Origin of the sequence: Enterobacter soli ATCC BAA-2102, assembly GCF_001654845.1 — a bacterium.
Lineage (GTDB): Bacteria > Pseudomonadota > Gammaproteobacteria > Enterobacterales > Enterobacteriaceae > Enterobacter > Enterobacter soli.
In genome coordinates this window covers 16,700-40,883 of sequence record NZ_LXES01000052.1, presented here as the reverse complement: position 1 = coordinate 40,883, position 24,184 = coordinate 16,700, and the positions used below count along the sequence as shown (strand labels likewise).

Below are 24,184 nucleotides of genomic sequence, written 5' to 3'. Positions count from 1 at the left end.
AATCTGTTTCACTTGCCTCGGAATTAGCGTCAATGACGGAAAACATTCATAAACATCGCATCCTCATCCTCGATTTTGGTTCTCAGTACACTCAGCTGGTGGCGCGCCGCGTGCGTGAACTGGGCGTTTACTGTGAACTGTGGGCGTGGGATGTCACGGAAGCACAGATTCGCGAATTCAATCCAAGCGGCATCATCCTGTCCGGTGGCCCGGAAAGCACCACCGAAGAGAACAGCCCGCGCGCACCGCAGTACGTGTTTGAAGCAGGCGTTCCGGTGTTCGGCGTGTGCTACGGGATGCAAACCATGGCAATGCAGCTGGGCGGCCACGTTGAAGGTTCTAACGAGCGTGAGTTCGGCTATGCTCAGGTTGAAGTGGTAACTGACAGCGCGCTGGTGCGTGGTATCGAAGACTCCCTGACCGCAGATGGCAAACCGCTGCTGGATGTATGGATGAGTCACGGCGATAAAGTGACCGCTATCCCGGCTGATTTTGTGACCGTTGCCAGCACCGAAAGCTGCCCGTTCGCGATTATGGCGAACGAAGAAAAACGCTTCTACGGCGTACAGTTCCACCCGGAAGTGACCCATACCCGTCAGGGGATGCGCATGCTGGAACGCTTCGTGCGTGACATCTGCCAGTGTGAAGCCCTGTGGACCCCGGCGAAAATCATCGACGACGCGGTTGAGCGTATCCGTCAGCAGGTTGGCGATGACAAAGTGATCCTCGGCCTGTCCGGTGGCGTTGACTCCTCTGTAACTGCGATGCTGCTGCACCGTGCTATCGGCAAAAATCTGACCTGCGTATTCGTGGACAACGGTCTGCTGCGTCTGAACGAAGCCCAGCAGGTTATGGACATGTTTGGTGACCACTTCGGTCTGAACATCGTTCATGTGGAAGGCGAGAAGCGCTTCCTCGATGCGCTGGAAGGTGAAAACGATCCAGAAGCCAAACGTAAAATCATTGGCCGCGTCTTCGTAGAAGTGTTCGACGAAGAAGCGCTCAAGCTTGAAGACGTTAAATGGCTGGCACAGGGCACTATCTACCCTGACGTTATCGAATCCGCTGCATCAGCAACCGGTAAAGCACACGTCATCAAATCTCACCACAACGTGGGCGGCCTGCCGAAAGAGATGAAGATGGGTCTGGTTGAACCGCTGCGTGAGCTGTTCAAAGATGAAGTGCGTAAAATCGGTCTGGAGCTGGGTCTGCCGTACGATATGCTCTACCGTCATCCGTTCCCGGGTCCAGGTCTGGGCGTGCGTGTGCTGGGCGAAGTGAAGAAAGAGTACTGCGACCTGCTGCGTCGTGCGGATGCTATCTTCATCGAAGAGCTGCACAAAGCTGACCTGTACAACAAAGTGAGCCAGGCGTTCACCGTGTTCCTGCCGGTTCGTTCTGTAGGCGTGATGGGCGATGGCCGTAAATACGACTGGGTTGTTTCCCTGCGTGCGGTAGAAACCATCGACTTCATGACTGCACACTGGGCGCACCTGCCGTACGACTTCCTGGGCCGTGTGTCTAATCGCATCATCAACGAAGTTAACGGTATTTCCCGCGTGGTGTATGACATCAGCGGTAAGCCACCGGCTACGATTGAGTGGGAATAATCCCCCTCTGATCTAACCCAAAACCCTCTGCCTGTGCAGGGGGTTTTTTATTTCCTTACTTCCCCTCACCCAACCGATACGCCAGCGCCACCACCAGCGACTGCACCAGACACAGCGTTGCCGACTGAGACCGGAACGCATCTACCTGCGCCTCTTTCACCACAAAGCAGAGATCGCTAAACGTCGCCAGCGGGCTGATCTGGCTGTCCGTAATCACAATCTGCCGCGCGCCGACACTGGCGGCGGTTTCACTGACCATCACCGTCTCTTCCGCGTACGGCGAGAAGCTGATCGACACCACAATGTCCCGCGCCTTAATGCGGCTGATCTGCTCGCGCAGCATCCCGCCCATGCCATCGAGCAGAATAGGGCGGCACTCCAGATGGCTCAGGGCGTAGGTCAGATAGGCAGCGACGCTAAAGGAACGGCGTAAACCGGCGATGTAGATGGTGTCGGCATCGGCCAGCAGCTGCACGGCGCGCTCCAGCATCTCCGGCTCGGCGCGGGCGGCCAGCTGTTGTAGCGCCTGCGCATTTGAACGGGCGAACTCTTGCAGGATATCGAGCGGCGTTTCCGGCACGGTCTCGTTCTCCATTTCGCGGAACAGCCGGGCGCGATCGCTGTAGCTGGCGGTTTCTTCCACCAGGTTCATACGAAACAGCTGTTTCATTTCGTTGAACCCGGTGAAGTCAAAGGCGTTAGCAAAGCGGATCAGCGTCGATGGCGGCACGTCGGCGCGCTCGGCAATGACGGCAACCGTATCAAAGGCCACGCTGTTAGTATTATCCAGCACATAGCGGGAGACCTGTTGCAGCCTCTTGCTCAGGCTATCGTAGCGATCGCGGATTTGCTGCTGCAGTTCGTTCAGGCTGGTTGCTGTCGTCATGTTATCCCCCAAATACAGTCATATGATTCTAAACGCAAAACCGCGTCTTTTAAATGTCGGCCATCCATCTGGCAGCAAAAATGAAACAGAAGCTTCAGTCATTTCCTCGCCTGAAATGCCTTAATAGCGCACGCTGCGTCAGTGTTGTTGGCTGTTAACATGAAAATCCATCCTTGATCACAATAATCATCATTTATTTTATTTCAGCTTAAAATGGAATATTTGTTTCATATATAGTGTTCTGTACACAGTGTTCAGGTAACAGTCACGTATCAACAGCGAGAGGTTAAGGATGGAGACGGTAGCGAATTTTATTCACGGCGAAAGTGTCACCGGTTCAGGCCAGCGCGTTCAGGCGATCTTCAACCCGGCCACCGGCGAGCAGATCCGCCAGGTGGTGATGAGTACGGCACAGGAAACCGGGCAGGCCATTGCCGCCGCGCAGCAGGCGTTTCCGGCATGGGCGCGGCAGGCTCCGCTTAAGCGCGCGCGTGTGATGTTCCGTTTCAAGGCGCTGCTGGAAGAGAACATGACGCGCCTGGCCCGTATCATCAGCGAAGAGCACGGCAAGGTCTTCTCCGACGCGGTGGGCGAACTGACCCGCGGCCTGGAGGTGGTGGAATTTGCTTGCGGCATCCCGCATCTGCAAAAGGGTGAACACTCTGCGAACGTGGGCACCGGCGTCGACAGCCACTCGCTGATGCAGCCGCTCGGGGTCTGCGTCGGGATCACGCCGTTTAACTTCCCGGCGATGGTACCGATGTGGATGTTCCCGATTGCACTGGCAACCGGCAACACCTTTGTGCTGAAACCGTCGGAAAAAGACCCTTCTCTCGCGCTCGCACTGGCGCAATTGCTGAAAGAGGCTGGCCTGCCGGACGGCGTTTTCAACGTAGTGCAGGGCGATAAAGAGTCCGTTGATGTGCTCCTGACCGACCCGCGTGTGCAGGCGGTGAGCTTTGTCGGCTCCACGCCAATTGCGGAATACATATACCAGACCGCGTCTGCCCACGGTAAGCGCTGCCAGGCGCTGGGCGGCGCGAAAAACCACTGCATTTTAATGCCGGATGCGGATATGGAGATGGCGGCCAACGCCATTATGGGCGCAGGCTTCGGCGCAGCGGGGGAACGCTGCATGGCACTCTCGGTGGTGCTGGCGGTAGGCGATAAAACTGCCGATGACCTCTGCGCCCGGCTGGAAAAACAGATTGCCGCGCTGCGTGTCGGGCCGGGTCTGGACCAGTCGCCAGAAAACGAAATGGGGCCGCTTATCTCTGCCGCGCATCGCAGCAAGGTGCTGGGCTATATCGACAGCGGGGAAGCGCAGGGGGCGAAACTTCGCGTGGACGGTCGCGGCTTCAGCGTGAAAGGGCACGAACAGGGCTATTTCGTCGGGCCGACGCTGTTCGATAACGTCACCCCGGAAATGACCATCTATAAAGAAGAAATTTTCGGCCCGGTGCTTTCTGTGGTGCGTGTAGCAGATTACGCCAGCGCGGTGGATCTGATTAACCGCCACGAATATGGTAATGGCTCGGCGATCTTCACCCGTGACGGCGGCTGCGCGCGTCGCTTCTGCGAAGAGGTGCAGGCGGGCATGGTGGGGGTCAACGTGCCGATCCCGGTGCCGATGGCATTCCACAGTTTTGGCGGCTGGAAGCGCTCGATTTTTGGTGCGCTCAACGTCCACGGCAACGACGGCGTGCGTTTCTACACCCGAATGAAAACCATCACCGCGCGCTGGCCGGAAATGCAGCAGGAGACAGGCGCTGCGTTCTCCATGCCAACGCTGGGCTGACAGGAGGTTTTATGCAAACCGAACGTATGACCATGGCCCAGGCGCTGGTCCGGTTCCTGAATCAACAGTACGTCAGCGTGGACGGCGACGAAACGCCCTTTGTGGAGGGCATCGCCACAATCTTCGGGCACGGCAACGTGCTCGGTATTGGCCAGGCGCTGGAGCAGGACCCCGGTCATTTGCAGGTGATGCAGGGCTGCAATGAGCAGGGCATCGCCCATATGGCGACGGGGTTCGCCAAACAGCACCGCCGTCAGCGTATTTTTGCCGTTACTTCGTCCGTCGGGCCGGGGGCCGCGAATATGGTGACCGCTGCGGCAACCGCCACGGCGAACCGTATTCCGCTGTTGCTGCTGCCGGGCGATATCTACGCCAGCCGCCAGCCGGACCCGGTGCTACAGCAGATCGAGCAATATCACGATCTCAGCATCAGCACCAACGACTGCTTCCGTCCGGTCTCCCGCTACTGGGACCGTATTAACCGGCCGGAGCAGCTGATGAGTGCAATGTTAAGCGCGATGCGAACGCTTACTGACCCCGCCAATACCGGAGCAGTGACCATCTGCCTGCCGCAGGACGTGCAGGGCGAAGCCTGGGATTATCCCCTTAGCTTCTTCGTGCGTCGCGTGCATCACATCGAACGTCGTCCGCCTGACCCGCAGCGTCTGGCGCAGGCGCAGGCGCTGATTGCCCGCAAGCGTCGTCCGCTGGTGGTGTGCGGCGGCGGCGTACGTTACTCCGGCGCGCATGAGGCATTTCGTGAATTTGTCGAGACGCTACAACTGCCGTTTGCCGAAACCCAGGCCGGAAAGGGGGCGCTGGTAAGTGACCACCCACTTAATCTGGGCGGGTTGGGCGTGACGGGCGGAATGGCTGCCAACCAGCTTGCGCCGCAGGCGGATTTAGTGATTGGCGTCGGCACGCGCCTGACCGACTTTACCACCGGCTCCAAGGCGCTCTTTTCCCATCCTGACGTCGAATTTCTGCTGCTGAACGTGGCCGAATTTGACGCCCTGAAGCTGGACGCCACCGCGCTGATTGCCGATGCCCACACCGGGCTGAAGGCGCTAACCCATGCGCTCAGGAATTACCGTAGCGGCTGGGGAGAAGAGATTGCCCTGGCGCAATCCGCCTGGCGCGATGAGTGTCGCCGTCTGTGGGATCGCCAGTGGCATCCGGCAGATATACCCGAAGTGGCGGGGCACCTGGATGCGCAGCTGACGGAATACGGCGAGACGCTTAATACCCGCCTGACCCAGACGCGGGTGCTGGGGCTGATTAACCAGCATATTGAAGATAATGCCATCGTGGTGGGTGCGGCTGGTTCGCTGCCGGGAGATTTGCAGCGCCTCTGGCAGGTCAAAACGCCGGACAGCTATCACCTGGAGTACGGCTATTCCTGCATGGGCTACGAGATTGCGGCCGCCATTGGTGCCAGGCTCGCCAGGCCAGAACAGCCGGTATACGCCATGGTGGGGGACGGCTCCTACATGATGCTGCACTCCGAGCTGCAAACCGCGGTGCAGGAGGGGATTAAGGTCACCATTTTGCTGTTTGATAACGCCAGCTTCGGCTGCATTAACAACCTGCAAATGGGGCACGGCATGGGCAGCTTGGGCACGGAAAACCGCCAGCGCAATCCAAAAACCGGGCGGCTTGACGGGCCGCTGGTGAAGGTCGATTTTGCGCAAAACGCACAAAGCTATGGCTGCCGCGCGTGGCGGGTAAACGATGAGCAAAGCCTGCTGGCGGCGCTTGAGGCGTCACGTGCGCATCCAGGCCCGACGCTGCTGGACATCAAAGTGCTGCCGAAGACCATGACCCACGATTACGCCGCGTGGTGGCGAACCGGCGATGCGCAGGTGGCAGAGTCATCTGCCGTGCGCAAGGCCGCTCTGCAAACGCAGGCGCAGGTTAAAAAAGCCCGTCAGTATTAAGTTTTCCCGCCGTAACGAAATTTTCATTTCATTTCCCCCTCACCCTAACCCTCTCCCCAAAGGGGAGAGGGGACGGTTCGGTGCGGCCTTTTCTCCCTGGCCAACTTGGGGAGATGGGACGGCTCGGGGCTGTCTTTTCTCCCTCTCCTCTTTGGGGAGAGGGCCGGGGTGAGGGGAAGAGGTCCTCCCCTCCCATGTTGTGAGATTGATAACAGAATTTATCTCATTCATCTCAAAAGTGTTAACTCACACTCAAAAACATAATTTTCACTATTTATAAAAATGAAATAAATGTTTTATTTATAGGGTCGTTAGTTCACAGCATTCACCAACACCGGGAGCCGTTATGTTTAACATTGCTTTACTGGGCGCTGGCCGAATTGGCCAGGTACATGCAGCTAACATCGCCAGTCACAGCGCGACCACGCTCTGGTCCGTGGTTGACCCGAATCAGGAATTTGCCACCCGCCTCGCCACGCAGTATCAGGCCCGCCAGCAGAGCCTTGACGAAGCGATGACTGACCCTAACGTTCATGCCGTGCTGATCGCTTCCGCGACCGATACCCACGCGGACCTGATTGAAATGGCCGCCCGCCACGGCAAGGCCATCTTCTGTGAAAAGCCGGTACATCTTGATCTCGCCCGCGTGCGCGATTGCCTGAAAGTGGTCAAAGAGTACGACGTGCCGCTGTTCATCGGCTTTAACCGTCGGTTTGACCCGCAGTTCCGCCGTGTGAAAACCGACGTCCAGGCCGGGCGCATCGGCAAACCAGAGTCACTGCTGATTATCTCACGCGATCCCTCCCCGCCGCCCGCGGAGTACGTGCGCGTCTCTGGCGGCATGTTCCGCGATATGACCATCCACGACTTTGACATGGCGCGCTTCATCATGGGTGAAGAGCCGGTGTCGGTGTATGCCCAGGGCAGCAACCTGGTGGATCCGGCGATTGGCGAGGCGGGGGATATCGATACCGCGTTTATCGTTCTGAAATATGCCTCCGGCGCAATGGCCACCATCGTCAACAGCCGCCGCTCCTCTTATGGCTATGACCAGCGTCTTGAACTGCACGGCTCCGAAGGGCTGCTGTGCGCGGGCAATATTCTTGAAAACCAGGTGCAGCACTACGGCCAACAGGGTTGCACCAGCGCGCTGCCGGAACACTTCTTCCTGCAACGCTACAAATCCGCTTACGCCGCGGAATGGGAACACTTTGTCGCGGTCCTGCGCGGCGAAGCGGTGCCTGATTGCAGCGGCGATGATGGTGAACGTGCGCTGTACCTTGCGGATAAAGCGCTGGAATCGCTGCGTAGCCAGCGCGAGATCGTCCTCTAAACACAACAACCCTACACAGAGAGACATAATAATGAAAAAACTGATCTTAGCCGCCCTCATCGCCATGACGTCCGGGGCTGCCCTCGCCGAAAACGAGCAAATTGTTTTCAGTACGCCAAACCTGGCCATGCCGTTTGAGGTTCACATGCAGCGCACGGCGGTGAAAGCCGCAAAAGAGATGGGCGTGAAGCTTCAGGTGCTGGACGGGCAGGGCAGCTCACCGAAACAGGTAGCTGACCTTGAAAACGCCATCACCCGTGGGGCGCAGGGTTTTATCGTCTCCCCGAACGACGTGAACGCGGTCTCCAGCGCGGTGGATGAAATTCAGGATGCGAAGCTGCCGGTGGTCACCCTTGACCGCTCCGTCGATAGCCAGAAGAAAGTGCCGCACTTTGGCGCCAACAACTACAAGGGCGGCCAGGCTATTGGCGACTTCGTCAAAACCAAATTCCCCAACGGCGCGGACATCATTCTGCTCACCGGTCAGCCAGGCTCTTCCTCCAATATTGAACGCACCAAAGGGATCCGCGACAGCCTGAAGGCGGGCGGGGATAAGTACAAGATCGTCGCCGATCAGACCGGCAACTGGATGCGTTCAGAAGGGATGCGCATTGTTGAAAGCGTCCTGCCTTCGCTGCCGAAACGTCCACAGGTGATCCTCTCCGCCAACGACGATATGGCGCTGGGGGCGATTGAAGCCCTGCAAAGCCAGGGCGTGAAACCGGGTGAAATTCTGGTCACCGGTTTTGATGCCGTTCCAGAAGCGCTGGCCCGCGTGCGCGACGGCTGGCTGGCGGTAACGGCGGATCAGCGCCCGGGCTTTGCGGTGCAGACGGCGATGAGCCAGCTGGTAGCCAGCGTGCGTGAGAAGAAAGCGATTACCGGGGCAGACTACCCGCCGACGCTGATCACCAAAGAGAACCTGCAACAGGCTGAGCGTATCGGTGAGGCCGGTAACTAACATATTCGGAGCCGCCCCAGCGGCGGCTCCTTATGAGGAGGAGCAGACTGATGTCGCAACCCTTACTGAAAGTGACCGACCTGGCCAAAAGCTTTTCCGGCGTCTGGGCTCTGAGCAGCGCTCAGCTGACCGTCGGCAGCGGCGAAATTCACGCCCTGCTGGGGGAAAACGGGGCAGGAAAATCCACGCTGCTGAAAGCGCTCGCGGGCGCGCAGCCGCAAACGCGCGGCGATATCTGGTTCAACGGCGAAACGCTGCCGGTGGACGACTCCCCGGTGGCGCGGCAGAACAAGGGCATTATCACCATCTATCAGGAATTTAACCTGCTGCCCAACATGACCGTCGCGGAAAACATGTTTCTCGGGCGTGAGCCGCGCAGGCGTAACCTGATCGTCGACGAAAAGGCGGTAAATCAGGAAGCGCAGGTTATTCTCGATTACCTGCAACTGAATGTCGCCCCCACCACGGCCGTTGCCCGTCTGAGCGTCGCCCAGCAGCAGATGGTGGAGATCGCCCGCGCGCTGACCCTCAACGCCAGGTTAATCATTATGGACGAACCTTCCGCCGCGCTGAGCGACAGCGAGGTGGAAAGCCTGCACCGCGTGGTGCGTGAGCTTAAAAACCGTGGCGTGAGCATTATTTATGTTACCCACCGTCTGCACGAAGTGTTCCAGCTTTGCGATCGCTTCACCGTGTTCCAGGACGGCCGTTTCACCGGCACCGGTGCGGTGGCAGAGACCAACGTCGAACAGCTGATCCGCCTGATGGTCGGGCGCGACGTGGCCTTTAATCGCCGCCCGGCCAGCGAAACTCATCATGAAGACAAACCCGTCCGCCTGGCCGTTAAGGGGCTGAGCCGCGAAAAACCGCCTCTGGATCCGCACGGCATTGCCCTGCACGACATCAGCTTCCACGTCCACGCCGGGGAAGTCTTAGGCATTGCCGGGCTGGTGGGCGCAGGGCGTACCGAAGTGGCGCGCTGCCTGTTTGGCGCAGACGCCTTTACCTCGGGCAGCTTTGAGCTCGACGGCGTGCCGTATCAGCCGCGAGACCCGCTTTATGCCCTTGATCAGGGCGTGGCGCTGGTACCGGAAGACCGCAAAAAAGAGGGGGCGGTGCTGGGGCTGTCGATTCGCGACAACCTGTCGCTCTCCTGCCTTTCGTCGCTCCTGCAATGGCGCTGGTTCGTGAACACCCGCAAAGAGGACGACCTGATCGAGTCTTACCGCAAAGCGCTACAGATCAAAATGGTCAACAGCGAGCAGGAAGTGCGCAAGCTCTCCGGCGGCAACCAGCAAAAAGTGATCCTCGCGCGCTGCATGGCGCTCAACCCGCGGGTGCTGATCGTTGATGAACCGACGCGCGGCATCGACGTAGGGACCAAATCAGAAGTGCACCAGGTGCTGTTTGACATGGCGAAAAAGGGCGTGGCGGTGATCGTGATCTCTTCCGATCTGCCTGAAGTGATGGCGGTGTCTGACCGGATCATCACGCTCAGTGAAGGCCGGGTGACCGGCGAGATCCACGGTGACGACGCTAACGAAGAACGGCTGATGACGATGATGGCCATCAACCACAACGCCCTGAACGCGGCATAACGGAGTTTCTCATGACGCAGATGATTTCTAAAACGCAGGCCCCGGCTAAACGTGCCGGACGCATCGATCCCATCGCCTTCTTCGAGCGCTTCGGGGTGCTGATTTTCATGATCCTGCTGCTGATTTTCTTCCAGTCGCAGAACAGTAATTTTTTCTCTGAACGCAATATTTTCAACATCCTGACCGAAGTCTCCATCTACGGGATCATGGCCGTGGGGATGACCTTCGTCATCCTGACCGCCGGGATCGACCTCTCCGTGGGCTCTATTCTGGCGGTGTGCGCCATGACCGCGGCGTACGTGATTAAGGGCGACAACTTCACCACCGTCGACCCGAACGCCTGGGGCGGCATGAGCTGGCTGATTGGGCTGGGGATTTGTCTGGCAATGGGCACGGCGATTGGCTTCCTGCACGGTCTGGGTGTGACACGCCTGCGCCTGCCGCCGTTCATCGTCACCCTCGGCGGGATGACCATCTGGCGCGGCCTGACGCTGGTGATTAACGACGGCGCGCCGATTGCCGGTTTCGATCCTGGCTACCGCTGGTGGGGACGCGGGGAGCTGCTCGGCATCTCCATTCCTATCTGGATCTTCGCCATCGTTGCCATCGGCGGTTATCTGGCGCTGCATAAAACCCGCTGGGGCCGCTTCGTCTACGCCATTGGCGGTAACCCGGAGGCGGCACGCCTGGCGGGGGTGAACGTCAAGCGTGTACTGGTCAGCGTGTATGTGTTGATTGGCTGTCTGGCGGGGCTGGCGGGCTTCATTCTGAGCGCGCGTCTGGGGAGCGCCGAGGCGGTGGCCGGGATCTCCTTTGAGCTGCGCGTCATCGCTTCGGTGGTGATTGGCGGCACCTCGTTGATGGGTGGTTATGGACGCATCGGCGGCACCATTATCGGCTCCATCATCATGGGCATTCTGATTAACGGCCTGGTGCTGATGAACGTCTCGGCCTACTACCAGCAAATTATCACCGGATTAATTATCGTTCTGGCGGTGGCGTTTGATACCTACGCCAAGAGCCGTCGCGGCGCACTGTGAGGATCATGATGAAAGAGGTTCGTATTGGATTGATTGGCACCGGGTATATCGGCAAGGCACATGCCATCGCCTATGCCCAGGCCCCGACGGTATTCAACCTGCGCGGCAAACTGGTGCGCGAGATGGTGGCCGAAGTGAACCCGACGCTGGCGGCAGAGCGGGCGCAGGCGTTTGGCTTCAACCGCTCAACCGGGGACTGGCGGGCGCTGGTGGCCGACCCGGTCATTGATGTGGTGGATATTTGTTCGCCTAACCATCTGCATAAAGAGATGGCGCTGGAGGCGATCCGCCACGGCAAGCACGTTTACTCGGAGAAGCCGCTGGCGCTTAACGCCCACGATGCGCGTGAGATGGTCGACGCCGCGAAGCGGGCAGGGGTGAAAACCCTGGTGGGGTTCAACTACATGAAAAACCCGACAGCGCAGCTGGCGAAAGAGATTATTGCGCGCGGCGAGATTGGCGAGGTGATCCATTTCTACGGCACCCACAACGAAGATTATATGGCCGACCCGCTCTCTCCGATCCACTGGCACTGCTTTAAAGAGACCGCCGGGCTGGGGGCGCTGGGCGACCTCGCGGCGCATATCGTCAATATGGCGCAATACCTGGCGGGGGATATTGAACAGGTATGCGGCGACCTGAAGATTGTCGTCCCGGAACGCCCGGCGAAGGCCGGTTCGTCGGAGATGATTGCCGTTGAAAACGAGGATCAGGCCCATGCGATGGTGCGTTTTGTGGGGGGCGCGCAAGGGGTCATTGAAACTTCACGCGTCGCCTGCGGCCGTAAGATGGGGCTGTCGTATGTCATCACCGGGACGAAAGGCGCCATCAGTTTCACCCAGGAGCGCATGGCCGAGCTGAAGCTCTATCTGCATGACGATCCGGTGAATCGCCAGGGGTTCCGCACGCTACTCGTTGGCCCGGCACACCCGGACTACGCCGCGTTCTGCATGGGCGCAGGCCACGGGATTGGCTTTAACGACCAAAAAACGGTGGAGGTGCGCGACCTGGTAGATGGGATTGCCGCCGACGTGCCGATGTGGCCGGACTTCGAAGAGGGCTGGAAAGTGTCTCGCGTGCTGGACGCGATTGCACTCTCGCATCTACAGGGCCGCTGGCTGAACGTGAACGACATTGTCTGATGAGGTATCAACGTGGAAAAGCAGTTTGATGTGATATGCATGGGCCGCGTGGCGGTAGACCTCTACAGTCAGCAGATTGGTGCCCGTCTGGAAGATGTGTCGAGCTTTGCCAAGTATCTCGGTGGTTCGTCCGGCAACGTGGCTTACGGCACCGCGCGTCAGGGTTTACGCTCGTCGATGCTGGCGCGGGTTGGCGATGAACATATGGGCCGCTTCCTGCGCGAAGAGTTAAACCAGGTGGGCTGCGATACCAGCCATCTGATAACCGATAAAGACCGCCTCACGGCGCTGGTGCTACTCGGCATTAAAGACCGGGACACCTTTCCTCTGATTTTTTATCGCGATAACTGCGCGGATATGGCGATTACCGCCAGCGATGTGGACGAAAGTTACATTGCCTCCGCACGGTGTCTTGCCATCACCGGGACTCACCTTTCTCACCCGCAGACCCGCGAGGCGGTGTTGACGGCGCTAGGCTATGCCCGTCGCCACGGCGTGCGCACGGTGCTGGATATCGACTATCGTCCGGTGCTGTGGGGGCTGACCTCCTTAGGCGATGGCGAAACGCGCTTTATCGCCGCCGATAAGGTCACCCGCGAATTGCAGGAGGTGCTGCACCTTTTCGACGTCATTGTCGGCACCGAAGAGGAGTTCCATATCGCGGGCGGCAGCACGGATACCCTGTGGGCGCTGGAGCAGGTGCGTGGCGTGAGCCAGGCCACGCTGGTCTGCAAACGTGGTGCGCTCGGCTGTTCGGTCTATCCCGATACCATTCCGCACTGGCTGGACGATGGCCTGACGGTGACCGGCGTGCGCGTGGAGGTGCTGAACGTTCTCGGTGCGGGGGACGCGTTTATGTCCGGTCTGCTGCGAGGCTACCTGAATGACGAGGGCTGGGAGCAGGCGTGCCGCTATGCCAACGCCTGCGGCGCGCTGGTGGTCTCGCGCCACGGCTGTGCTCCGGCGATGCCGAGCAAAATTGAGCTGGATGATTATCTCTCCCGTGCTGCGCTCGTACCGCGCCCGGATCTTGACCCGCATCTTAACCATCTTCATCGCGTCACCACCCGCCGCCGCGAATGGCCGGAGCTGTGCGTGATGGCCTTCGACCACCGCAGCCAGCTGGAAGAGATGGCGATGCAGTGCGGTGCGTCGCTCAAGCGCATTCCGGCGCTGAAGCAGCTGATCCTGCAAGCCAGCCGTGAGGCGGCGAGCCGCGCCGGGCTGGAGGGCAAAGCCGGTCTGCTGTGCGACGGCACCTTTGGCCAGGACGCGCTGAACGCGATAACCGGCGAAGGCTGGTGGATTGGTCGCCCCATTGAGCTGCCGGGCTCCCGGCCGCTGGAGATGGAGCATGGCAACATCGGCACCCAGCTTATCAGCTGGCCACAGGAGCATGTGGTGAAATGCCTGGTCTTTTTCCATCCGGAAGATGCCCACGGCCTGCGCCTGGAGCAGGAGCAGAAAATCGCCGAGGTTTACCACGCCTGCTGTCAGTCCGGGCATGAGCTGCTGCTGGAGGTGATATTGCCTGCGACCATGCCGCGCAGCGATGAACTTTACCTGCGTGCTATCTCCCGTTTCTACAATCTCGGCATTTACCCCGACTGGTGGAAACTGCCGCCGCTCTCATCCGAGGGCTGGACGGCGCTGAGTGAAATCATCAAACGCCGTGACCCGCACTGCCGTGGGGTGGTGATCCTGGGTCTGGACGCCCCGGCAGAACAGCTGCGCGCCGACTTCAAAGCCGCCTCGGGGCAGGCGCTGGTGAAAGGCTTCGCCGTGGGACGCACGCTGTTTGGCGATGCCTCCCGCGCGTGGCTGAAACACGATATTGACGATGCGCAGCTGGTGGCGCGCATTCGGGACAACTACCTACAGCTTATCGCCTGGTGGCGCGAGCGCGGACACGCATAATGGAGACGACAATGAGTGTACAACTGGGCATTAACCCGCTGACATGGACTAACGACGATCTGCCTTCCCTCGGTGCGGAGACATCGCTGGAGACTTGCCTGAGCGAAGGTAAAGAGGCCGGTTTTGCCGGTTTTGAGCTGGGCAATAAATTCCCGCGCGAAGCGCGCCTGCTTGGCCCCATTTTGCAGCGCCACGACCTGCAACTGGTTTCCGGCTGGTACTCTGGCCGCCTGCTGGAGCGCAGCGTGGAGGAAGAGATCGCCGCCGTGCAGTCCCATCTGACGCTGCTGCGCGAGCTGGGAGCGAAGGTGCTGGTCTTTGCGGAAGTGAGCGGCTGCATTCACGGCGAGCAGCAGACTCCGGTACATCTGCGCCCGCGCTTCCCGCAGGAGCGCTGGAAAGAGTATGGCGAGAAGCTCACCAAATTTGCCCGCTATACGCAGCAGCAGGGGGTGCAAATTGCTTACCATCATCATATGGGCACGGTCATTGAGTCTGCCGAAGACGTGGACAACCTGATGATCCACACCGGCGACGCGGTGGGGTTACTGCTGGATACCGGCCATCTGACCTTTGCCGGGGCCGATCCGCTGGCGGTGGCGCAGCGTTGGGCGTCGCGTATCAACCATGTTCACTGCAAAGATGTGCGTGCCGACGTGCTGGCGGATGTGAAAAACCGTAAAACCAGCTTCCTCGATGCGGTGCTGAGCGGCGTGTTTACCGTGCCGGGCGACGGTTGCGTAGATTATCCGCCGATCATGCGCCTGCTGAAAGCACAGGATTATCATGGCTGGCTGGTCGTTGAGGCTGAGCAGGATCCGGCGATTGCCCATCCGCTGACTTACGCCCGTCTGGGGTATAACAATCTGAGCCGCCTGGCGCGCGACGCCGGACTTATTTGAGGAGGTGACATGTCACGTCTGTTATCACGCTGGCAACAGCCGAACGGCGAGGGGCGCACGCAGTCCGTCACGCCGGAAAGCGCAGGCTGGGGGTATGTCGGCTTTGAGGCGTATGAGCTACAGGAGGGGCAGCAGCTAACGCTGCCCGCCGTCAGCGAAGAGCGCTGTCTGGTGCTGGTGGCCGGACGCGCCTCCATCAGCACGCCTTCCGCTCAGTTTAACGACATCGGCGAGCGGATGAGCCCGTTCGAGCGTATCAAGCCGTGGGCGGTTTACGTCACCCCGCAGGAGGCGGTGCAAGTGAAGGCGCTGACGAAGCTGGAGCTGGCGGTTTGCGCCGCTCCCGGTAAAGGCACGTACCCGACGCGGCTGATTGCCCCGCAGGATATCGACGGTGAGGCGCGCGGCAAGGGGCATAACCAGCGCTACGTGCACAACATACTTCCGGAAGATAAACCGGCCGACAGCCTGCTGGTAGTGGAGGTCTGGACCAACGAAGGTTGCACCAGCTCGTACCCGAGCCATAAGCACGACACGAATAACCCGCCAGACGAAACCTATCTGGAGGAGACGTACTACCATCGTCTCAACCCGGAGCAGGGGTTTTGTATGCAGCGCATCTATACCGACGACCGGTCGCTGGATGAGTGCATGGCGGTCTACAACCGGGATGTGGTGATGGTGCCGAAGGGCTATCACCCGGTGGCGACGATGGCCGGGTATGACAGCTATTATCTCAACGTGATGGCCGGGCCGGTACGCAAATGGATGTTCACCTGGGAAGATGACCACGCGTGGATTAATCGCGATTATCCCGCGGATGGCGGGCGCTGAGGCTGTTTTTTGCCGGGTGGCGCTGCGCTTACCCGGCCTACAATTCGCAAAAAATTACTTTGCTTCAATCGCCTGCTCAATCGTGCGGGCGATGGCGTCCGGCTGGCTCACCATCGACACGTGGCTGGCCGCCACCTCGGTGGTTTTTGCGTGGAGCGCTTTCGCCATAGCACGTTCAAGATCGGGGTTGATCATACGGTCATTCTTGCTGACCACAAACCAACTCGGTTTGTCATGCCACGCCGCGTGGGCAACTTTTTCACCAAATGCCTCGGCCTTAATTGGCCCCTGTGTGGCTGCAATCGTATCTTGAATGGCTGGCTTCACGTCAGGCGCGAAGTCCTTCCTGACGGCTCCTGTCGGCAGGTATAAGTAGCCGTCCGCTGTTTTAGCAATGCCCGCGCTGCCCGGCGGCGCGGGGAAGCTTCCTGTAAGATCCGCCGTAGACTGACCGGAATCCGGCGCGAATGCCGCCACGTAAACCAACGATTTTACCCGTGCATCATTGCCCGCTTCGCTAATCACCGTCCCGCCCCAGGAGTGGCCGACCAGCACCACATTACCCTGTGCACGAGCAATGGCACGCTGTGTGGCGGCCACGTCATCTTTCAGCGACGTTAACGGTAGCTGCACGGCAATGACCTCCGTGTGCTGCTTTTGCAACTGGTTAATGACCTTATTCCAGCTACTGCCATCGGCAAAGGCGCCATGAACCAGCACCACGCTGGTTTGGGTTTCAGCAAATGCGCTGGCAGAAAACGCCAGCAGGCCAGCCGTTAAGATCGACAATGTTTTCATTTTCAGCCCCTTAAAAGTGATGAATTGCCGCATGTGGCGGTACGGTGAACACGATGGTTTTGTGATCGATGGGTTTATGCGTCGGATCGGCGAGGATGATGGTCACTTTATGTTGACCTGCGGGTAGCCCGACCAGGATCACCGGCTCACTGCTAGTGTCCGCCCAGTGCCATGGCGCGTCATCCACGACGACGTGAATATGGCCAATACGCGGCGTGACCTTTAGCGCTTCCGGGCCGAATACCGGCTCGATACGCAGGTTTTCGACCCGGTATTGAATAAACACCGCGCCTTTGCTCAGCGGGCCCGCAAGCGGCGGGTCGACAATCAGCTTTGCCGGCGGTTGTGGCTGCGCGAGTTGCGCAACGGCCGCAGGGCCGTTCACCTCAGCAGCGCTGAGGCCATCTAATGGGCCAGCCCAGCCAGGGGAGGTGAGCGCGATAAAGGGGAGTAACAGATAGTGATATTTCATCCAGTGTCTCCTGTGAATGTAAAAACTGACGACAGACACAGAAGACCACTTTTATGTATCAGGCCTGTTTGTCTTCATGGGTTTTTTGTATCGCCGCGTAAGCCAGGGCGGTGAGATACAGTGCGATACAGTTGGCTCATGCACCGCCGCGGAACTACTGGCATGGTGTCTTCAGTGGCACCTTTTATGGGGCTGACATAAACCGGAGAGAACATCATGAACAACGAGAAAGTCGCTTTGATTTTTGGCGGTGCTCGCGGAATTGGCGCAGCCATTGCCGCATGGCTGGCACGGGAAGGGTACCGCATTGCAATTACCTGGGTTTCCCGACCAGACCGCGCAGATCCCGTTGCAACGCATTGGGCAACCGGAGGAGATCGCCTCGCTTGCCATATGGCTTGCCAGCGAGGAATCTGGCTATATGACGGGCGCGAGTTTGACGATTGACGGCGGGTTTGTACTTTAACTGCTCAGGGCAGGGACGCCCTGACGACGTTGCTTTCTCACGAGCGTGATGGCCAGTGCAGCAATCATCAGCGTCAGGCTTAACGAAACCCACATCGCGCCTGTTATTCCAAGCGTTTTATTCAGCCACGCATAAGCAAAGGGTGACGCCGCTGCCATCAACTGACCCGGGATAAGCAATAATCCGGTGCGCCTGGCATAGCTTTCAGCATTGAATAGCTCCAGCGGCAGCGTGGCTTTGACTATCGTCACCAGCCCGTTTATCGCGCCATACCCCAGCACAAATCCGGCGGCGCACCACACAAATGTAGACCCACTCAACCCAACGAGAAAACAGAGCGGCATGGCCAGCGAGGTCATTAGCGTCAGCCTGAGCGCTGTCAGGCGCGTACCCGCCAGCACTTCCATCAGCCGTGCACCGGTTTGACCAAATCCCCACAGCATCCCGATACCCACCGGTAGGCCAAAGCTGGCGATAAATTCCGGCAGATGTGTCGACGTACCGTTAGAGACAAAGGTGATAAGAGCGATAAATGTCGCATACAGCCATCCGTTATTCGGGTCATCTTCCGGTACAGAGGCTTTGGCTTTTGCAGTGACCAGAGGCTTGTGGTGAGGCAACTGGCAGATAAGCACAGCACTCAGTAGGCCAAAAAGAGCATAGATCAGAAGCGCATCCTGCCAGCGCATCACCCTGAGCAGCGCATCGCCCAGGGGCCAGAATACCGCTGATGCCAGGCCACCGGCCAGAGTCACGCGGGAAATCGTGCGCCGGGCCTGCTGGCCGTAGAGGTTTACCAGAGAGGCGAAAAGCGCGTCATACAGCGAGAGCCGCATTCCGATGCCGGTGATGAGCCAGACGGTATACCAGCTCGCGAGCGTAGAGGTATATGTCATTGCCACACAGCTTGCGGCAATCAGTAAAGTCCCGCTCATCACCACCCGTTGCCCGCCAAATCGCGCCAGCAAGCGGGCGACAAAAGGGGAGGCGGCGGCCATCATCAGCATGGCGAGAGTCAGACCAAGATAGATTTCCGGCGATGACCATCCCCGGTCGCGGGCAATCGCCTGTGCAAAGGTGCCCGGCATATAAAAAGAGATACCCCAGTTGATGAGCTGATTACAACCGGCAGTCAGAGAGAGGCGTCGGGGCAGAACAGGTGTTTCCATTATTTTTCATTCCGTTAATGCAGTTGTCCTCAGCATAACGGGCGCGGTATTGTGCAGGCAGGCTCGCGACCTTATGACCTGTATAAGAGAAACTTTGAATGACGACGCTAAATCTGGGCAATCTGGCGACTTTTCGCCTGGTGGTACAGCGGGGTAGCTTTTCCGCCGCTGCGGATGTGCTGGGCATTTCTCAGCCTGCGGTTAGCCTGCAAATCCGCCAGCTTGAGCAATTTCTCCAGACGCGATTAATCGAGCGCACAGGGCGCGGCATTAAAGCCACCGCCGCCGGACTGGCGCTGTTGAGCCACGGGGAGCGTATCGAACAGGTGGTGGATGAGGCCATTCGTTCCGTTAGCGAGTTTAACCGCGAGGTGAGCGGCACAATCACGCTCGGGACGGGGGCTACGGCCTGTATCCATCTTTTGCCCCCGCTGTTGCAGCAGTTACGAAACGACTACCCGTTGTTAAAGGTGGGTGTCACCACCGGGAACACGCTCGATATTGTGCGCGCGATTGAAGAAAACCGTCTGGATATGGGGCTGGTCACGCTGCCTGTCAGCGGGCGTGCGCTGGATGTCATGCCGGTGATGAACGAAGAGTTTGTTTTTATTGTTTCGCAGGAGCAGCCTGGCGCGTGGGATCTACTGACGCCAGAGGCCCTGCACGCTCAGCCCCTGATTGCGTTCGAATCGGGAAGCGGTACGCGTGCGCTGATTGACGGCTGGTTTGAGGCCTGCGGAATAGCGATAGCGCCGGTAATGCAGCTCGGGAGCATTGAGGCCATCAAACGTATGGTGCGTGCAGGGCTTGGATACAGCATCGTGCCGCGAATGGCGGTAGAAAACCTGGCCGATCGGGAAGGGTTAAGCGTGCATTCATTGACGCCGGTTTTGCAGCGTCAGCTGGCCGTGGTGATGCGCCAGGACAAAATCCTGAGCAAAGGGATCTCTGCCATTATACGGATGCTGCAAAATAAGCCGCTGGATTAGCGTTCGGAAGTCTCGACAGACAAACTGGTTTGCTGGGATTGCATCTTGTCCTGATGGTGATACCAGGCGCCAATGGAAGAATAAACAAAGCGGCCAAAGAAAAAGAGAAAACTGATAAGCAGTATGATGCGGGTCATCCGAGTGTTAAATCGATGTCGTTTGTGCATACGCGTGGCCTGACTCACTGTGTTTATCCTGGGCATACCCTTTTGGGCGATACGGATATTAAGGCACAGCGGGAAGAGGGGGTCAATTCCGGGATGTGTAAAAAACCGTCAATGTTTACATTAACTAATGTTATTAAACATGGTTCATGCATTTACTGCTTTGATAAAATAAAGAAAATTAGTGCCGAATTTCGTAAGAAAGCATTATTCGAATAAATTAGTTTGATTTAAGTCAACGGATTCCCTGGGCCTCAAACTAAAATCCTTCCTCCTTATGCTTGCACAGAAATTGACTGGCGAGCATGTTCGTCAGGTTGGATGCCTGTCTTAATTTACCCACAGGAGCGAATGGGTTTTTAATCGGGCATCTATGAACATTCTCCTCTTCCTGAAAAACAACAAAGATCGCTGGTGGGCGCTTCCGCTAATTTTACCCATCGTATTGTTGCCGTTGCTGAGTAGGGTAAATACCTTTGCGCAACTGGGTGATGGAGTGGCTGTTCTCTATTACCTCCCTCTCTTTTTCCTGCTGGCCATGATGTCGTTTTTTGGCCTGGTGGCCGTCCCCGGGATCATTCTGGCGCTGTTTTTCCGCTACTACCCTTCGGTTGGGCTGTTTGAAACGGGCGCAGGTATTTTGCATTTTATCGTCCCGCTGGTGCTGAGTTGGGGAGGGTATCGCGTATTTACCCCCAGACGTAATATGACGGCCTATGGGGATGTGCGCCTGATGGCACAGCGCATTTTCTGGCAAGTCTTTTGCCCTGCGACGCTGTTTCTGTTGCTGTTTCAGTTCGCGGTGTATCTGGGGGTGTATGAAAGCCGCCAGAGTTTGGCGGGTCTGAATCCCCTGAATATCCGTACGCTTATCAATTATCAGGCGCTGCTGGTCAGCGGGCTGACGGGCGTGCCATTGAGCTATCTGTTGATTCGCCTGATCCGTAACCCGCGCTACATCAGAGGTTTGATCTCTCAGGTACGTGCGCAGATAGATAAGAAAGTCAGCGCCCTGGAGTTCCTGAGCTGGGCCGTGATGTTAGGCGGCTTGCTTTCTCTGCTGCTGGTCCCGATGAACGAAAACAGCTCCATTTTCAGTACTAACTATACTTTGTCGCTGCTGATGCCTGTGATGCTTTGGGGCGCAATGCGGTTTGGCTATAAGCTGATGTCGATTATCTGGACGCCGGTACTGCTGGTTTCCATTCACTACTATTACCGCTACATTCCGCTGCACCAGGGATATGACGTGCAGCTGGCGATCACCTCGTCGAGCTATCTGGTCTTTTCGTTTGTGGTGACTTATATGTCCATGCTGGCGACACGCCAGCGGGCCATTAATATCCGCGCGCGCAGGCTGGCGCTGCTCGACCCGGTAGTGCATATGCCAAACCTGCGGGCGTTGTCGCGCGATCTGGCCAAAAATCCGTGGTCGGCGCTTTGTTTGCTGCGTATCCCTGAGCTGGAAGTGTTAGGGCGTAACTATGGCGTGCTGCTGCGTATTCAGTACAAACAAAAACTGGCGGAATGGATTAATGGCACGCTCCAGCCCAATGAACGGGTTTACCATCTTACAGGCTACGACCTGGCTGTACGCCTGAATACAGAATCTCACCAGCAGCGTATCGACACGCTGGATGAGCATATTAAACAGTTCCGGTTTGTCTGGGATGGAATGCCGTTGCAGCCCCAGGTGGGCGTCAGCTACTGCCTGGTCCGTTCGCCGGTTAATCATCTCTATCTTGTTCTGGGTGAGATGGGGGTCATTGCTGACCTTTCGATGTCTACCAACCATCCTGAAAACCTTCAGCAGCGCGGTGCCGTGAATTTGCAGCGGGATCTGAAGGGCAAAGTGGCAATGATGAACCGGCTCCAGCGCGCGCTGGAGCAGGATGAGTTTACCCTGATGATTCAGCCGGTGCGGGGACTGCGTGGCGATCATTACCATGAAGTGTTGCTGAGGATGTCAGATGAACGGGGTGAACTCATCTCGCCTGATATGTTCCTGCCGGTGGCTCAGGAGTTTGGTTTGTCGTCGCGTGTTGATTTGTGGGTACTGGAACGTACGCTGCGTTTTCTCACTGAACATCGCGACAGACTTCCGGGCCAGCGTTTTGCCATTAACCTGGCACCGTCGACGGTGTGTCGGGCGCAACTGCCGCTGGAAGTCAGCCGCCTGCTAAGGAAGTACAGCGTTGAGGCCTGGCAGTTAGTGTTTGAAATCACCGAAAGCAGTAGCTTCGGCAATTCGCCGCTGGCGGCGCAAACGCTCAGGCAGTTGCAGCAGATGGGCGTGCGTATTGCCATTGATGACTTTGGCACGGGATATGCCAGCTATGCGCGTCTGAAAAGCGTCGATGCCGATATTCTGAAGATTGATGGCAGCTTTATTCGCAATATTGTGAGCAACAGTCTGGATTATCAGATTGTGGCATCAATTTGCCATCTGGCCCGGATGAAGAAAATGCTGGTGGTGGCGGAATATGTGGAAACTGAAGAGATACGTAGCGCGGTGCACGCGCTAGGTATCGATTATGTTCAGGGATACCTGATAGGTAAACCTGTGCCGCTGGAATCGTTACTCGAAAAGAAGGCGCCCTGTGAGAGCGCCTGAGTCACTAGGCCGCAACGTTCGCGTCAGGTGAGCTCTCTTCTTCAATTTTCAGTAACCAGCCGGTCACGGCTTCCCAGTACTGTTGCTCGCGTTCCAAGTCCAGCAGCACCAGCGCATTCTGGCTAAACCAGTCATGCGGGAAACTCAGCGTCCAGTGATGATCGTCCGTTTTCAGGCGCAGCGTCGGCGGCGTGGTGGTCGCCTGGCGCTGGTTATTCAGCAGCACGCTTAAACGCAGCAGCTGAATCAACGGCAGGAACTGCTTTTTCTTAAACAGCGTAAAGCGCGGCAGCTCGTCGAGCTTAATGGCTTTGCGATGGTAACGCACCAGCGTCGCCATCATCATCTGCTGCTCCTGGTTGAAGCCAGGTAAATCACTGTTTTGCAGAATATAAGCAGAATGGCGATGCATTCCACTGTGGTTAATATTCAGTCCCACTTCGTGCAGCATGGCGGCCCATTTCAGCAACGCGGCCAGCTGCGGATGCGCAAGCTTAGGATTCTGCTCTTGCCACTGGTCATACATTTGGGTCGTGGTATCCAGCACGCGCTTGGCCTGTTCACGGTCAATGTTGTACTGGTTAGCCAGGCTTTGCGCCGTGCGGCTGCGGATATCCTGATGACGGAAGCGGCCTTCCATTTCATACAGGACACCTTCACGCAGCGCGCCATCGGAAAGACGCAACTCCTTAATGGCCAGCGCATCAAACACACCGCACAGGATAGCAAGGCCCGGCACAAACACCGCTTTACGTTCGTCGGAAAGACCGGGCAGGCTCAGCGCGTTAAAGCTTTTATGCTTGAGCACCTCTTCGGTGAGCATGGTCAGGCGTTCTGGGGTAATAAAACCGTCTTTTTCACCCATCGCCAGCAGCACTTCATGCGCCGCTTTAATGCTACCGGATGCCCCAAGCGCCACGTTCCAGCCCTGTATGCGGTACTGCCAGGAGAGCGTTTCCAGCTTTTGAATGGCTGCCATGCGCGCACGCTGAAAGTTTTCGCGGGTGATTGCTCCACCAGGGAAGTAGATCTGCGCAAAGCTGACACACCCCATGCGACGGCTTTCCACCAGACGTGGTTCGAAGTCTTCGCCTATTACCAGCTCCGTCGAACCACCGCCGATGTCGATCACCAGCTTGCGGCCTTTTTCGGGCTGCGTGTGTTCCACGCCCATGAAAATCAGACGCGCTTCTTCATTACCCGAGATGATTTCAATCGGGTAGGGGATCACTTTTTCAGCACGTTTGAGAAATTCCGGCGCATTCAGCGCCTGGCGCAAAGTATGTGTTCCCACGATACAAACGCTGGAGGGAGAAAAGCCTTGCAGGCGTTCAGCGAACAGAGACAGGCAGTTTAGGCCGCGCTCCATCGCTTCTTCGCTGAGCATACTTCTCTCATCCAGACCGTCCGCCAGATGTACACGTTGCTTCAGACGACCGATTATCTGCAACGCGCCATCCACCTCACGGGCGATGACCATGTGGAAACTGTTAGAGCCAAGATCGACCGCGGCAAATTCCTGCGGTCGTGGGGTCTGATCATTTATCGGCATAG

At 57.9% G+C, this 24,184-nt stretch carries 20 protein-coding genes and 1 pseudogene; 15 read left to right on the top strand and 6 right to left on the bottom strand.

Going from position 1 to position 24,184, the window contains the following annotated elements:
• Window positions 1-32 precede the first annotated feature (32 nt).
• The gene (guaA, locus tag M987_RS22310) at window positions 33-1,610 is read left to right on the top strand and encodes a glutamine-hydrolyzing GMP synthase (protein WP_014071320.1); all 1,578 of its coding nucleotides are present in this window, start codon (window positions 33-35) and stop codon (window positions 1,608-1,610) included.
• Between the two features lie 55 nt (window positions 1,611-1,665).
• On the opposite strand, the gene M987_RS22305 is transcribed toward guaA, so the two are convergent.
• Complete coding sequence (locus M987_RS22305; RefSeq protein WP_014071319.1) at window positions 1,666-2,496, bottom strand: MurR/RpiR family transcriptional regulator; 831 nt, start codon at window positions 2,494-2,496, stop codon at window positions 1,666-1,668.
• A gap of 292 nt (window positions 2,497-2,788) precedes the next feature.
• Between M987_RS22305 and M987_RS22300 the strand changes: the two genes are divergently transcribed.
• The 10 genes from M987_RS22300 (at window position 2,789) to iolB (ending at window position 15,958) form a co-directional block, all read left to right on the top strand.
• Window positions 2,789-4,294, top strand: a complete 1,506-nt coding sequence (locus tag M987_RS22300) for a CoA-acylating methylmalonate-semialdehyde dehydrogenase (protein WP_014071318.1) — start codon at window positions 2,789-2,791, stop codon at window positions 4,292-4,294.
• Window positions 4,295-4,305: 11 nt separating this feature from the next.
• Window positions 4,306-6,231, top strand: coding sequence for a 3D-(3,5/4)-trihydroxycyclohexane-1,2-dione acylhydrolase (decyclizing) (gene iolD, locus M987_RS22295; protein WP_014071317.1), 1,926 nt, complete (start codon window positions 4,306-4,308; stop codon window positions 6,229-6,231).
• Window positions 6,232-6,577: 346 nt separating this feature from the next.
• A complete protein-coding gene (gene iolG, locus M987_RS22290) occupies window positions 6,578-7,564 on the top strand; it encodes an inositol 2-dehydrogenase (RefSeq protein ID WP_014071316.1) in 987 nt (328 codons plus the stop codon).
• A 31-nt stretch (window positions 7,565-7,595) separates the two neighbouring features.
• The gene (locus M987_RS22285) at window positions 7,596-8,525 is read left to right on the top strand and encodes a sugar ABC transporter substrate-binding protein (protein WP_014071315.1); all 930 of its coding nucleotides are present in this window, start codon (window positions 7,596-7,598) and stop codon (window positions 8,523-8,525) included.
• Between the two features lie 50 nt (window positions 8,526-8,575).
• Window positions 8,576-10,123 carry a sugar ABC transporter ATP-binding protein gene (locus tag M987_RS22280; RefSeq protein WP_014071314.1) on the top strand — a complete coding sequence of 516 codons (1,548 nt, stop codon included), beginning with the start codon at window positions 8,576-8,578 and terminating at the stop codon, window positions 10,121-10,123.
• Between the two features lie 11 nt (window positions 10,124-10,134).
• Window positions 10,135-11,163 (top strand): ABC transporter permease, encoded by a 1,029-nt coding sequence (locus tag M987_RS22275; protein ID WP_014071313.1) that lies wholly within the window; start codon window positions 10,135-10,137, stop codon window positions 11,161-11,163.
• 8 nt (window positions 11,164-11,171) lie between these two features.
• A complete protein-coding gene (locus M987_RS22270) occupies window positions 11,172-12,305 on the top strand; it encodes a Gfo/Idh/MocA family protein (RefSeq protein ID WP_014071312.1) in 1,134 nt (377 codons plus the stop codon).
• 12 nt (window positions 12,306-12,317) lie between these two features.
• Window positions 12,318-14,222 (top strand): bifunctional 5-dehydro-2-deoxygluconokinase/5-dehydro-2-deoxyphosphogluconate aldolase, encoded by a 1,905-nt coding sequence (locus M987_RS22265; RefSeq protein WP_014071311.1) that lies wholly within the window; start codon window positions 12,318-12,320, stop codon window positions 14,220-14,222.
• A gap of 11 nt (window positions 14,223-14,233) precedes the next feature.
• Entirely contained in the window at window positions 14,234-15,124 is an 891-nt protein-coding gene (gene iolE, locus M987_RS22260; protein WP_014071310.1) for a myo-inosose-2 dehydratase, read from the top strand.
• A gap of 9 nt (window positions 15,125-15,133) precedes the next feature.
• Entirely contained in the window at window positions 15,134-15,958 is an 825-nt protein-coding gene (gene iolB / locus M987_RS22255; RefSeq protein WP_014071309.1) for a 5-deoxy-glucuronate isomerase, read from the top strand.
• A 54-nt stretch (window positions 15,959-16,012) separates the two neighbouring features.
• Here iolB and M987_RS22250 read toward each other — a convergent pair whose 3' ends face one another.
• Together M987_RS22250 and M987_RS22245 are read right to left on the bottom strand one after the other, a co-directional pair.
• Window positions 16,013-16,756: an alpha/beta fold hydrolase gene (locus tag M987_RS22250; RefSeq protein ID WP_014071308.1), complete on the bottom strand. Its 744-nt coding sequence runs from the start codon at window positions 16,754-16,756 to the stop codon at window positions 16,013-16,015.
• A 10-nt stretch (window positions 16,757-16,766) separates the two neighbouring features.
• Window positions 16,767-17,228 carry a DUF6130 family protein gene (locus M987_RS22245; protein WP_014071307.1) on the bottom strand — a complete coding sequence of 154 codons (462 nt, stop codon included), beginning with the start codon at window positions 17,226-17,228 and terminating at the stop codon, window positions 16,767-16,769.
• A 216-nt stretch (window positions 17,229-17,444) separates the two neighbouring features.
• On the opposite strand from M987_RS22245, the pseudogene M987_RS25235 reads away from it, so the two are divergent.
• Window positions 17,445-17,582 (top strand): annotated as a pseudogene (locus M987_RS25235) (oxidoreductase); the annotation flags it as partial.
• Window positions 17,536-17,694: an SDR family oxidoreductase gene (locus M987_RS24545; RefSeq protein ID WP_425359145.1), complete on the top strand. Its 159-nt coding sequence runs from the start codon at window positions 17,536-17,538 to the stop codon at window positions 17,692-17,694. The pseudogene M987_RS25235 and the gene M987_RS24545, both read left to right, overlap by 47 nt.
• Here the strand turns inward: M987_RS24545 and M987_RS22235 are convergent.
• The gene (locus tag M987_RS22235) at window positions 17,691-18,863 is read right to left on the bottom strand and encodes an MFS transporter (protein WP_014071305.1); all 1,173 of its coding nucleotides are present in this window, start codon (window positions 18,861-18,863) and stop codon (window positions 17,691-17,693) included. The genes M987_RS24545 and M987_RS22235 overlap by 4 nt on opposite strands.
• Window positions 18,864-18,961: 98 nt before the next feature.
• On the opposite strand from M987_RS22235, the gene M987_RS22230 reads away from it, so the two are divergent.
• Window positions 18,962-19,852: a LysR family transcriptional regulator gene (locus M987_RS22230; RefSeq protein WP_014071304.1), complete on the top strand. Its 891-nt coding sequence runs from the start codon at window positions 18,962-18,964 to the stop codon at window positions 19,850-19,852.
• Here M987_RS22230 and M987_RS22225 read toward each other — a convergent pair.
• Window positions 19,849-20,037 (bottom strand): YfgG family protein, encoded by a 189-nt coding sequence (locus M987_RS22225; RefSeq protein ID WP_041162103.1) that lies wholly within the window; start codon window positions 20,035-20,037, stop codon window positions 19,849-19,851. The genes M987_RS22230 and M987_RS22225 overlap by 4 nt on opposite strands.
• A 352-nt stretch (window positions 20,038-20,389) precedes the next feature.
• Between M987_RS22225 and M987_RS22220 the strand changes: the two genes are divergently transcribed.
• Window positions 20,390-22,630: a bifunctional diguanylate cyclase/phosphodiesterase gene (locus M987_RS22220; protein ID WP_014071302.1), complete on the top strand. Its 2,241-nt coding sequence runs from the start codon at window positions 20,390-20,392 to the stop codon at window positions 22,628-22,630.
• A 4-nt stretch (window positions 22,631-22,634) separates the two neighbouring features.
• Here M987_RS22220 and ppx read toward each other — a convergent pair whose 3' ends face one another.
• Window positions 22,635-24,182 carry an exopolyphosphatase gene (ppx, locus tag M987_RS22215; protein WP_014071301.1) on the bottom strand — a complete coding sequence of 516 codons (1,548 nt, stop codon included), beginning with the start codon at window positions 24,180-24,182 and terminating at the stop codon, window positions 22,635-22,637.
• Window positions 24,183-24,184: the final 2 nt, after the last annotated feature.

What these genes read in the sequence shown, in the direction of transcription:
- guaA (WP_014071320.1), top strand. Translation starts at nt 33, where the DNA reads ATGACGGAAAACATTCATAAACATCGCATCCTCATCCTCGATTTTGGT.
- M987_RS22305 (WP_014071319.1), bottom strand. Translation starts at nt 2,496, where the DNA reads ATGACGACAGCAACCAGCCTGAACGAACTGCAGCAGCAAATCCGCGAT.
- M987_RS22300 (WP_014071318.1), top strand. Translation starts at nt 2,789, where the DNA reads ATGGAGACGGTAGCGAATTTTATTCACGGCGAAAGTGTCACCGGTTCA.
- iolD (WP_014071317.1), top strand. Translation starts at nt 4,306, where the DNA reads ATGCAAACCGAACGTATGACCATGGCCCAGGCGCTGGTCCGGTTCCTG.
- iolG (WP_014071316.1), top strand. Translation starts at nt 6,578, where the DNA reads ATGTTTAACATTGCTTTACTGGGCGCTGGCCGAATTGGCCAGGTACAT.
- M987_RS22285 (WP_014071315.1), top strand. Translation starts at nt 7,596, where the DNA reads ATGAAAAAACTGATCTTAGCCGCCCTCATCGCCATGACGTCCGGGGCT.
- M987_RS22280 (WP_014071314.1), top strand. Translation starts at nt 8,576, where the DNA reads ATGTCGCAACCCTTACTGAAAGTGACCGACCTGGCCAAAAGCTTTTCC.
- M987_RS22275 (WP_014071313.1), top strand. Translation starts at nt 10,135, where the DNA reads ATGACGCAGATGATTTCTAAAACGCAGGCCCCGGCTAAACGTGCCGGA.
- M987_RS22270 (WP_014071312.1), top strand. Translation starts at nt 11,172, where the DNA reads ATGAAAGAGGTTCGTATTGGATTGATTGGCACCGGGTATATCGGCAAG.
- iolE (WP_014071310.1), top strand. Translation starts at nt 14,234, where the DNA reads ATGAGTGTACAACTGGGCATTAACCCGCTGACATGGACTAACGACGAT.
- iolB (WP_014071309.1), top strand. Translation starts at nt 15,134, where the DNA reads ATGTCACGTCTGTTATCACGCTGGCAACAGCCGAACGGCGAGGGGCGC.
- M987_RS22250 (WP_014071308.1), bottom strand. Translation starts at nt 16,756, where the DNA reads ATGAAAACATTGTCGATCTTAACGGCTGGCCTGCTGGCGTTTTCTGCC.
- M987_RS22245 (WP_014071307.1), bottom strand. Translation starts at nt 17,228, where the DNA reads ATGAAATATCACTATCTGTTACTCCCCTTTATCGCGCTCACCTCCCCT.
- M987_RS22235 (WP_014071305.1), bottom strand. Translation starts at nt 18,863, where the DNA reads ATGGAAACACCTGTTCTGCCCCGACGCCTCTCTCTGACTGCCGGTTGT.
- M987_RS22230 (WP_014071304.1), top strand. Translation starts at nt 18,962, where the DNA reads ATGACGACGCTAAATCTGGGCAATCTGGCGACTTTTCGCCTGGTGGTA.
- M987_RS22220 (WP_014071302.1), top strand. Translation starts at nt 20,390, where the DNA reads ATGAACATTCTCCTCTTCCTGAAAAACAACAAAGATCGCTGGTGGGCG.
- ppx (WP_014071301.1), bottom strand. Translation starts at nt 24,182, where the DNA reads ATGCCGATAAATGATCAGACCCCACGACCGCAGGAATTTGCCGCGGTC.